The following is a 10,625-nucleotide window of genomic DNA, read 5'->3' as shown; positions in this document are numbered from 1 at the left end:
TAGATACTTGGTTTACACCAGTACCACTACCGCCACCTTGAACTGTAATTGATACTTGTGGGTACTTCGCCATAAATTCAGTAGCTGCTTCGTCAGCTAGTGGTTGTAATGCTGTTGATCCTGCAGCACCAATTGTTCCTGTTAATTCTACTTTTTTATCATCTGTACTAGTCTTGCCAGTTGTTTTTTCATCTTTATTAGAACATCCCGCTAACATACCTGTAATAGCCATTGCTGCAAATGTTAATTTTAATCCACGTTTCATTATTGTTTGTCCTCCTAAGGAAAATTATTATTTTCTACATCTCTAACTATAGAAAAGAATAATTAACCTAGTTTTAAACGATTGTAAATAATTCGTAAAGTTGGGATAGGAAGATCATTTAATGATAAAAATAAGACTCTCTATTTACTTTTAGAGAGTACTTGGATTTTAGAAAATATCATTTTAATATAAAGAGCTAATACAAAAAAATGAAAATAGACGAAATCATTCGGCCATTTTCATTTAAAATTCTTTCCTACTATATATAAGAAAACCCTATTTATTCACTTTCTCAACGCATAGTTTTAACACACTATTAAGTAACACATTCGCTCCTTTAGCACAATCCTCATATGAAGTTAATTCATCTTCACGATGACTATATCCATTTATACTTGGGACAAAAATCATAGCTGTTGGGATATAGGAAGCAATGAATTGAGCATCGTGGCCGGCACCGCTATACATACGATTTTCTTTATACCCTAGCTCTTTGCAAGCATATTCCACAGCATTTACGACTTCTTCATCAAAGTCAACTGTGTCTCGATCCCATAGGCGTGTGGATTTGATTGGACAGCCACTTATATTTCCTGGCAGCTCTTCCACCATTCGTGTAACTTCTGCGATAACACTCGGATCCTTATGTCTCGCCTCTAAAGTAAAGGTTACTTCTGAAGGAATGACCGTATGAATATTTGGATATGCATTTATACGACCGATTGTGTAAACGAGCTCTGAATCTAGTCTTTGTAACTGCTTTTGTAAATCTACCACCACATTAGCAGCAGTGAACATCGGATCTTTGCGCATGCTGATTGGCGTCGTACCTGCATGGTTGGATTCTCCAAATACAGAGATTTCATAGCATACCATTCCTAATACACCTTCTACAACTCCGATATCTAAGTTTTTACGCTCTAGTACAGGTCCTTGTTCAATATGTAGTTCGATATACGCGCTAGCTTCTGTTAAGCGATTTGCTTCAGAACCTTCGAAACCGCTTTCATTTAGTGATTTTGCGAATGTAATTCCATTTTTATCTGTAGAAGCGATCATCTTCTTTTTATCAAATTTACCTGATAGCACTCCAGAAGACATAAGAGATGGCTCAAATCTTGCCCCTTCTTCATTTGTAAAATTGACAACTGTAATTGGGTAATCTAACTCAATCTTTTCATCTATTATTGTATAAACAGTCTCTAAAGCTGTGAGTACACCTAGTACGCCGTCGAAACGTCCTCCCTTAATAACTGAGTCCAAATGGGAACCAATTACAATTGGAGGCAAGTTTTGTTTCCCTGGTAAAGTAGCATACATATTCCCCATATCATCATACTTTACTGTCATTCCCACTTCTTCACATAACTCTTGAAACTTCTTCCTTGCAGCAATATCTTCAGCAGATAATGCTAGTCTAGTTACTCCATTGTTTTCCGTTTTACCGTATTCACTAAACAACTCAATTAATTTTTGAAGCCGATTAGCATTCGTCTTTATCATATGAAGGCCTCCTTTAATTATTGGGCAATTTCTTCTGCTCCTTGCTCAGCTTTTTCTCTTTCAACCAATGCGTTAGTTACTAAACTTACGCCCACACTGATGATAATATTAATGCCAATTGCTACAAATCCAATGTTAATATCATTAATTGAACTTGGAATATTAGGGAAAATATTAACTAATTTAAATGAAGTTATTGCATTAAATAATACGATGGAAACCCCTGTAATAATACCAGCAATCGCACCGTACTTATTCATTAGTTTTGTGTTAAAGAAACCGAAGATCAGTGCTGGCACTAATTGAGTAATTAAACCATACGACATTATGTTTAAAACAGCCAACGCTTCTCCGCCCGTAATAGTAAATACATACGCTACTAAAATAATAAATAAAACAAATAATTTAGATACATTCAGTTGCTGACGATCACTTGAGTTTGGCTTAATTAATTTGTAAAATCCTGTCATTAACCCTACTGCTCCAGACATAACCATTACAGATACAGGAACTAATGCAGTTAAAAGTCCTGCCCCACCAACAATTCCTACAAACCAAGGATCAAATGTTTTCATAGTAAGACGTAAAAGAGAAAGATCACCTTCAGGTCCTTGTAATCCTGGCACTTGAATGATTGCGGCAAATCCAATAAAGAAGGCAAATAAAATTAAGATTGTGTACAAAGGCAATGTGATTGCATTTTTCTTTAATGCACGTTCACTTTTAGCTGCTAATACGACACTAAAAGATTGTGGTAAAAGGTAAAAACCAAACGCATTTAGAACAATTGTCGAAATAAACCAAGGCATACTATAACCTTCAGATGCGAATGTTAAAGCTTCTGGCTTAACTGTTTGGACAGCTTCAAATAATTGTCGAATTCCTCCAAAATAGTGATAAGGAATATAGATACCTAAGAATACAATGACAAATAAGATTAAAATATCTTTTAATACCGCATTCCAAGCAGATCCATGGATACCTGAGTTAATAACATAAATTGTAACAATAACTGCACCGATTGTAGAAGCAATTAATGGCGTAATAACACCATAAGAAGCTTCGGATACGATAATCCCTAATCCTTTTAATTGGATTACTATGTACGGCACAAGTGCGATTAAACCGATGAAAGCTACAACCATACCTAAAGCCTTACTATTATAAGTTTTCATAAAGTATTGAGGCTGTGAAATAACATCATTCTTCTTTGCAAAACGCCAAATTTTTGGGATAATCCAATAGGAAAGTACATAAGCCAAGCAAATATATGCTGGTACATAATAAGCTGCCGCACCATTTGAATAGGCCCAGCCGCTGCCGCCTAAAAAAGTAAAAGTCGTATAAACTTCACCAGCAATTAATAAGAATACGAATATTGTACCGAATCCTTTATTCCCTACCGCAAACTCATTTACATTCATTTCTTTCCCACGACTCGCGCGAATCCCTAAGTATAATGCAACGGCCCCAATAAAAAAGATAATCAGTAAGGCAACATTCATTCAAATTCACTTCCTTTATTGGTAGGATCTAATTTATAAACGATGAACAGAATTATAGACGATAGAATCATCCATAATACAATCCAAAATAATAAGAATGGCACTCCTAAAATAATAGGCTCTATACGATTAGCTAAGGGCAGAAGGACACACATTCCTATGAAGGGAATAATCAGTAATAATTTAGAATAATTTCTCACTTGCTACCCACACTCCATTCCTCAAATTGATTTGCATACACTATTTCACCATTTAAAATTGTCGAATCTACTTTTACTTCGAGTAAATCTTCCACGTGACAATCTAATATGGAAGTATTTAAAATAACTAAATCAGCCAATTTTCCTGATTCTATGCTTCCTTTAGAATCTTCATCAAAGCTTGCATAGGCCCCGTTATACGTATACATTCGAATCGCATCCATTAGCGATACTTTTTGTTGTTGCCCAAAAGCTGTATTTTGTCGCGTTAAACGAGTAACAGCTGTGTATATGCCAACTAATGGATTAACTGTCGTGATCGGAGCGTCTGAACCAGCCGCTACGATGATGCCTTGGTTCAATAAATCACTTGCCGCGTACATATAATTGGTTCTTTCACCATAGTTACGAATATAACTTTCTCCGAATTCATAAGGGAATGAAGGGTTGAGTATAGGAATGACATTTAGGGCCTTGGCTTTTTCTTGCAAATCTGGTGGACAGACGCCTAAATGTTCAACACGATGACGATGATCATCACGTGGAAATTCATTTAAGATATTTTCTATGACACTCAAATATTGCTCAATCGCTCGGTCACCTTGAGCATGAACTGTAATTTGATAGCCATTTCGATGTGCTGGGGAAAAGATAGAATAAAGTTCTTCTTCTGTATACTGTAAATAACCGTAATTATTGCCATCGCTTGTGTACGGTTCACGAGTAGCAATTGTCGGGCCAGTACTACTACCATCAGTGAAAAGTTTAGCTGGTCCAATTTTGAAAAAGTCATTTCCTGTATTGGTCATTACCCCAGCCGCTAACATATTTTTAGTAAAATTCTCGCAATCGTTCAAACTGCCGATTAATGCATAAACTCGAGCTTTTAATTGCTTATTATTTGAAGCAATTTGCATAATTCTAAAGCTATTTTCATCGAATCCACCAGCATCATGGACACTTGTAATACCATAAGCAAATAATTGTTCCTGTGCTTTCATTAGCGCATTAAATAATTCTTCATTACTATAAGTCACATTTTGATTAAATTCTAAAAAGGCATTTTCAATGAGGCGACCAGTAAACTTGCCGTTATTATCTTTTTCGATTGTTCCGCCTTTTGGATTAGGAGTGCTTGGATCAATTTTGGCGATCTTTAAGGCAGTTGAATTAACAATCCCAATATGCCCACATGTGCGGGTAATGACAATTGGGTGTTCCTGTGTAAGTTCATCAAGTTCTTCAATCGTAGGATATCGTTGTTCCTTTACCATTAACTCATTAAATCCAAATACACGTATTATTTGTCCATTTTTAGTATTTTGAACGGTGTCAGCTAATTTATCTTTTAGCTCTTCAATCGAATTAATTGTGGGATTTTTACAGTCGAGGTGCATTAATGTATTACCGTATAAAAAAAGATGCATATGAGCATCAATAAAGCCTGGTAAAACAGATCTTCCATGCAAATCAATGACTTCCGTTGAGGCAGTTATATATTTTTTTATTTCTTCTGTTGTTCCTACAGCTGCAATCTTATTCCCCTCGATCAGACATGCTTCAAAGACTTCATTTTTACTATTTACTGTAATCACTTCACCATTTAATAAAGCCGTCTTTTTCATTCGCACACCCTCTTTATCTAAATTTTATGAATATACAAAAAATATAACATAGCTTTTTATTCGCTTGATATGAACATAATGTAAAAAAGTTCCCTTTGTCGTTTTACATTATGTTATATTTTCTGTATAAAGCATTGATAAACCTTTTTCTAAAGAGGAGGCTATATATTGTCTTATTCACTAAGGGTTCAAGATTTATTTGATAAAAAACATTTCAAAAAAGCTAAAATTCTAGCTGGTCGCAGTGGGGTTTTGAATGCTATTAAGTGGGTTCATATACTGGAGTCGAAAGAGATTGGTACCTTCATTAAAGGCAATGAATTAGTATTAACTACTGGAATACAACTAACTCAAGAAAAGACGCTTTTCGAATTTGTAGAGCAACTAATTAGTAAAGAAGCAGCCGGATTATGTATTGAATTTGGTGAACATATACAAACTGTACCGAATAATGTAATCGAGTTGGCCAATTTGTATAATCTCCCAATTATCGTGTTTAAAGAAATCGTCCCATTTATAGAGATCACACAAGAAATACATAGTATGTTAATTAATCAACAATATGAAATGATTAAACGATTGGAAAACTATTCGCAAGAAATTAACAAATTAACTTTGAAAATAACTCACTACGAACATATTTTAATGAGGCTTTATAAATATTTAAATATTAACGTTGCATTTATCATTAACGGTCAGCAACCTTCCTTTATTCCAAATGAAAAACAGCATATGTATATGAACTTAAGAGACAAATACGAAAAGAAAAACGAAAGAAAACATTTTGCAAAATGTGAAGTAAACATACTAGAGGAAAGCTATGGTGAGGTATGTATTTTCACCGAGAACCGTACAATAAATGAATTCGAGTTATTAGTATTAGACAGAACTGTAACCGCTTTATCTCAATATTTGTTACGCAGTCTATACATAGAAGAGAAACAAAATATTTACTCCCGCGTTTTATTAGAATCTTGGTTAAATGGATCATTCGAAGATTCCGCCATTACCTCCTTCTTACAAGAACAAAGCTTTCATAATTTAGTAGATTGCTCTTATTTCGTCTTAATCGATCACATAAAGAATTCAAAAAAAGAATACGATTTAAATTATTATAAATTATACTCCCGTAATATTTTTGAAAATAAAGGCTTCGTTATATTTTTATTGGAGGAAAAGCAAAGACTGATTTATATCATTGCAGATATTTACGGATACGATACAAAAAAGCGTATTTTAGACTGCATTGAAAAAATCAAGAACTTCAGAAAGAATAATAATTATATAGACTTAAATGTCACTTCTGCTGTTGGGCAGATTGTAAATGATTATAAATTAGTACACCAAAGTTTCGAAACTGCACAGGATACATTATTAATCCGCCAAAACGCTCTTCAACTTTCTTATTTTTATGAAGATCTCTATTTACATCAATTAATTCTTCAAATGCAAAAAAATAAAGCAATTATGGATTTAGCAAAGAACTATTTATATCCCCTTTATGAATATGATGCAAAAAATAATGGAAATTTGATAGAAACATTACAAGTTTATTTGCAATGTAATTGTTTAAAAAATGAGACTGCTAAAAAGCTATTTATTGTCCGTCAAACGTTATATCATCGCTTGTCCAAGATTGAAAGTTTAATAGGAACTGATTATATGCTTCCACCAAAGCGACTCGCTGTTGAATTAATGTTGCTGGCTACTCAGGACAATTTCCAATTTACAGACTTAGAAAAACTTTCTTTATAAACGGCTTTTCATATATTCAGCTGTTTTATAGGATTATTCTCTTTATAAATCCCCTTTCTTTCACTCAAGTCAATTTTGAATGAAAGGAAGGGGATTTTTTTACTTAACAAAGTGTCAATATGTGAAACAGTTTTTAGTAAACATTTTACATTCTGTCTGATGATAATCGCGTTAAAAAACTTCACAATAAAGACAGATAAACAAATTACTAAAGGAGTGACTCAAATGGAAAATGTTCGTATAGCTGAAAATTTGGTTACAAGAGATGAGAAATATCTATGGCATGCAATGAAGCCTTATAACCCGCAAGCTACAACTATTATTCAAAAAGCTGAAGGAGCTTGGCTAACAGATATTGATGGTAATCGTTATTTAGATGCAATGTCTGGATTATGGTGTGTAAATGTTGGTTATGGAAGAGAAGAAATTGCAAAAGCAGCATATGACCAGCTTCTAGAGAACAACTATACTCCATTATCTCTTAGTCATCCTTCTGCAATTTTACTTGCCGAAAAAATCAACGAATTATTAGGTGGAGATTATGTAGTCTTCTTCTCTAATAGTGGCTCGGAGGCAAATGAAACAGCATTTAAAATTGCCCGTCAGTATTTTCAGCAAAAAGGACAAGGAAATCGATATAAGTTTGTTTCACGCTACCGCGCATATCATGGGAACACTATGGGAGCACTCGCTGCAACAGGGCAAGCCGAGCGCAAATATAAATACGAACCTTTAGCACCAGGGTTTATTCATGTGAAAGCACCGGATCAGTATCGCTACAATGAGGATGGCTTTAAGAATGCTAGCGAATTACCTTCCGTTAAAGCGGTAGACGAAATCATGACATGGGAACACTCAGAAACAATTGCGGCGATGATTTTAGAGCCAATTATTACTGGTGGTGGAGTCATTATGCCTCCTGAAGATTACTTAAAAGGTATCAGAGAAGTTTGCGATAAACATGGCGCACTATTAATTGTTGATGAAGTAATTTGCGGCTTTGGACGTACAGGAAAAGCCTTCGGTCATCAACATTACGGAGTGCAACCTGACATCATTACAATGGCAAAAGGACTTACGAGTGCATACATGCCACTTTCAGCAACAGCAGTAAAGAGAGAAATTTATGAAGAGTTTACTAAAAACGGAAACTATGACTATTTCCGCCATGTAAATACATTCGGGGGTTCACCAGCTGCATGCGCAGTTGCCCTAAAAAACCTAGAAATTATGGAACGTGAAAATTTATTTGAACAGTCTTCTAAAATGGGTGCGATTCTAATTGATGAATTAAAAGAGAACATTTCACACCACCCTCACGTTGGCGATATTCGCGGAAAAGGATTACTAATCGGAATCGAGTTAGTAGAAGATCAATATACAAAAAATCCTTTAAATATAGAGAAAGTTAATCAAGTGATTGCTAAATGCAAAGAACGAGGACTAATTATTGGTAAAAACGGTGTAACAGTAGCAGGCTATAACAATGTATTAACACTATCACCTCCGTTAAATATTACAACTGAGGAAAAAGATTTCATTCTTTCTGGCTTAGCGCAAGCAATAAATGAAACTTTATAAAATCAAAAGAAATGGAAGAGAAAACGAACGCTAACGTGAATTATAGAAATAATAGCTGATCATTGAAGGGAGAACTAAAAGATGACAAATATTACTGAGGTAAAAGAACTTACACATTATATAGATGGAAAAATGATTGCTGGCAAAAGCGGTCGTTTCCAAGATGTATTCAATCCTGCGACAGGCGAAGTTATTGCCAAAGTTCCATTAGCTTCCGTAGAAGAAGTGAAATATGCAATTAAAAAAGCAGAAGTTGCCCTTCCTGCTTGGCGTGACCTCTCAGTTGCTAAACGTGCAGAAATTGTAATGGTATTCCGAAACTTGCTAATGGAAAATAAAGATAAAGTAATCGAATTAATTTGTACGGAAAGCGGAAAAACAGAAGAAGACGCATTAGGCGAAATTACTCGAGGTTTAGAATCAGTAGATTTAGCAATTAATGCTCCCCACTTAATGAAAGGAGAATATTCAGTAAATGTTGGCGGACAAATTAATGCTTATTCTGCTAAATACCCTCTTGGAGTAGTTGCAGCAATCTCTCCATTTAACTTTCCAATTATGGTGCCGCTAGCGCAAACTTGCATGGCAGTAGCAGTTGGAAATGCTGTAATTTTAAAAGCTTCTGAGCGTGTACCTATGACAGCTTTATATATTAGTGAGTTATGGACTAAAGCTGGTCTCCCAGATGGAATTTGGACAGTAATCAATGGAGATAAAGAAGCAGTAAATGAATTGCTTGAAAACTCAGCAGTACAGGCAATTTCATTCGTTGGTTCCACACCTGTCGCACGTTATATTTATGAAACAAGCGCTAAGTATGGCAAACGAGTTGTTGCTTTAGGTGGTGGTAAAAATAATATGGTAGTCATGCCAGATGCCGACTTAGAGCAAGTAGCGAACGCCTTCATTAGTGCTGGCTATGGAGCTGCCTCCCAACGATGTATGGCAATTTCAACATTAATGCCTGTAGGACAAGAAACAGCTGATCGTTTAGTAGAAATTTTAGAAGAAAAGATTAATAGATTAAAAGTCGGCGCTTACACTCAAGGAGCCGATTATGGGCCAGTTATCTCGCAACAAGCGAAAGAGACTATCCTAAAAGCGATTGATCGTAGTGAAAAGGAAGGCGTGAAAATCGTATGTGATGGCCGTAATAAAGACATTACTAAAAATAGCAAAGGCTTCTTCCTAGCCCCGACTTTACTGGACCATGTTAAACCAGGCATGGAAATTTATGATGAAGAAGTTTTCGGCCCTGTACGTAATATTGTACGTGTGGATTCTTTAGAAGAAGCAATTAAATTAATCAACCAGCATGAATTAGGAAATGGCGTAACGATTTTTACAAACAATGGTTTAGCCGCTAGGAAATTTACGACTGAAATTGACGTTGGTATGGTCGGCGTAAATGTACCAATTCCAATTCCCGTGGGTTACCATAACTTCGCCGGTTTTAAAGGCTCAAAATTTGGCGACGGGCAAATGTTTGGTCCTGACCAAGCACGCTTCTATACGAAGACGAAGATGATTTCTGAGCGTTGGTTGACTCCTAGTGAAAATAGTAGCTTATCGTTTGCGTTTCCTAGTAATAAATAATTATTTGTATAGACACAAAAAGACGCGGTCCCGGTTAGGTAATTAGGACCGCGTTTTTTTGCGTCTGAGTTATGAAGCTATTTAATTGCTAACTGCCTTATTAGCTTAAACAGCTAATATAGTCTATTTAAGTTCTTTTCCTTATTTAAACTCAAATACCGAAATTAGCATCTGTGACTTTATCAATCAAAATAAAGAATAATTAAAACTTGTAGAATAGTTATAGCCACCGTGTGCAAACAATTTCTCTACTCTACTCCACTCCAACTATCTTCCTTATACGTTTTCCTTCTCGATCTCAATTCCTACATCTTTTGCTTTTTCCAATATAAAATAGGTAAAATACTCCCCAACTTCTACTACTTTTCTACTATCATCTATTTCTATTAGTTGGTTTACAAATTCACTATTCCACAAATCTTCTATCGTTTTATTTACAGCTATTATCCCTTTATCCATCAGTTTATCTAAATCCATATGAACCCTATCTTGAATTGACATTAGGTGTATTTATTTCAGAAAATTTGTATTATTTTGCTATTTTCCATTGATTTGTGTTAATAAAAAGTTATAATTATTTTGAAAACAAATTGTG

Annotated in this window: 8 protein-coding genes and 1 pseudogene; 3 read left to right on the top strand and 6 right to left on the bottom strand. The window is 35.0% G+C overall.

The window, feature by feature from the left end; all coding sequences use genetic code 11:
- From EP747_RS14820 to EP747_RS14800, 5 genes and pseudogenes are all read right to left on the bottom strand, one after another.
- Positions 1 to 265, bottom strand: a pseudogene (locus EP747_RS14820) (substrate-binding domain-containing protein); the annotation flags it as partial.
- A gap of 276 nt (positions 266 to 541) precedes the next feature.
- Entirely contained in the window at positions 542 to 1,768 is a 1,227-nt protein-coding gene (locus EP747_RS14815; RefSeq protein WP_129690896.1) for a Zn-dependent hydrolase, read from the bottom strand.
- 17 nt (positions 1,769 to 1,785) lie between these two features.
- Positions 1,786 to 3,273, bottom strand: a complete 1,488-nt coding sequence (locus tag EP747_RS14810; RefSeq protein ID WP_129690895.1) for a sodium:solute symporter family protein — start codon at positions 3,271 to 3,273, stop codon at positions 1,786 to 1,788.
- Positions 3,270 to 3,473: a DUF3311 domain-containing protein gene (locus EP747_RS14805; protein ID WP_268895647.1), complete on the bottom strand. Its 204-nt coding sequence runs from the start codon at positions 3,471 to 3,473 to the stop codon at positions 3,270 to 3,272. Before EP747_RS14805 ends, EP747_RS14810 begins: the two co-directional genes overlap by 4 nt.
- Positions 3,470 to 5,098, bottom strand: coding sequence for an amidohydrolase (locus EP747_RS14800; RefSeq protein WP_129690894.1), 1,629 nt, complete (start codon positions 5,096 to 5,098; stop codon positions 3,470 to 3,472). The genes EP747_RS14805 and EP747_RS14800 overlap by 4 nt, the downstream gene beginning before the upstream one ends.
- 168 nt (positions 5,099 to 5,266) lie before the next feature.
- Here EP747_RS14800 and EP747_RS14795 point away from each other — a divergent pair, with 168 nt between their 5' ends.
- The 3 genes from EP747_RS14795 to EP747_RS14785 all read left to right on the top strand — a co-directional run bounded on the left by EP747_RS14795 (position 5,267) and on the right by EP747_RS14785 (position 10,030).
- Positions 5,267 to 6,853: a PucR family transcriptional regulator gene (locus EP747_RS14795; protein ID WP_129690893.1), complete on the top strand. Its 1,587-nt coding sequence runs from the start codon at positions 5,267 to 5,269 to the stop codon at positions 6,851 to 6,853.
- Positions 6,854 to 7,078: 225 nt separating this feature from the next.
- On the top strand, positions 7,079 to 8,434 hold the full coding sequence (locus tag EP747_RS14790; RefSeq protein ID WP_129690892.1) for an aspartate aminotransferase family protein: 1,356 nt from the start codon (positions 7,079 to 7,081) through the stop codon (positions 8,432 to 8,434).
- 81 nt (positions 8,435 to 8,515) lie between these two features.
- Positions 8,516 to 10,030: a CoA-acylating methylmalonate-semialdehyde dehydrogenase gene (locus EP747_RS14785; RefSeq protein WP_129690891.1), complete on the top strand. Its 1,515-nt coding sequence runs from the start codon at positions 8,516 to 8,518 to the stop codon at positions 10,028 to 10,030.
- Between the two features lie 276 nt (positions 10,031 to 10,306).
- On the opposite strand, the gene EP747_RS14780 is transcribed toward EP747_RS14785, so the two are convergent.
- Entirely contained in the window at positions 10,307 to 10,507 is a 201-nt protein-coding gene (locus EP747_RS14780) for a hypothetical protein (RefSeq protein ID WP_129690890.1), read from the bottom strand.
- Between the last annotated feature and the right edge of the window lie 118 nt (positions 10,508 to 10,625).

It is taken from the genome of Gottfriedia acidiceleris, assembly GCF_004138285.1.
GTDB lineage: Bacteria > Bacillota > Bacilli > Bacillales > Bacillaceae_G > Gottfriedia > Gottfriedia acidiceleris_A.
This window is presented reverse-complemented; position numbering and strand designations above follow the sequence as displayed.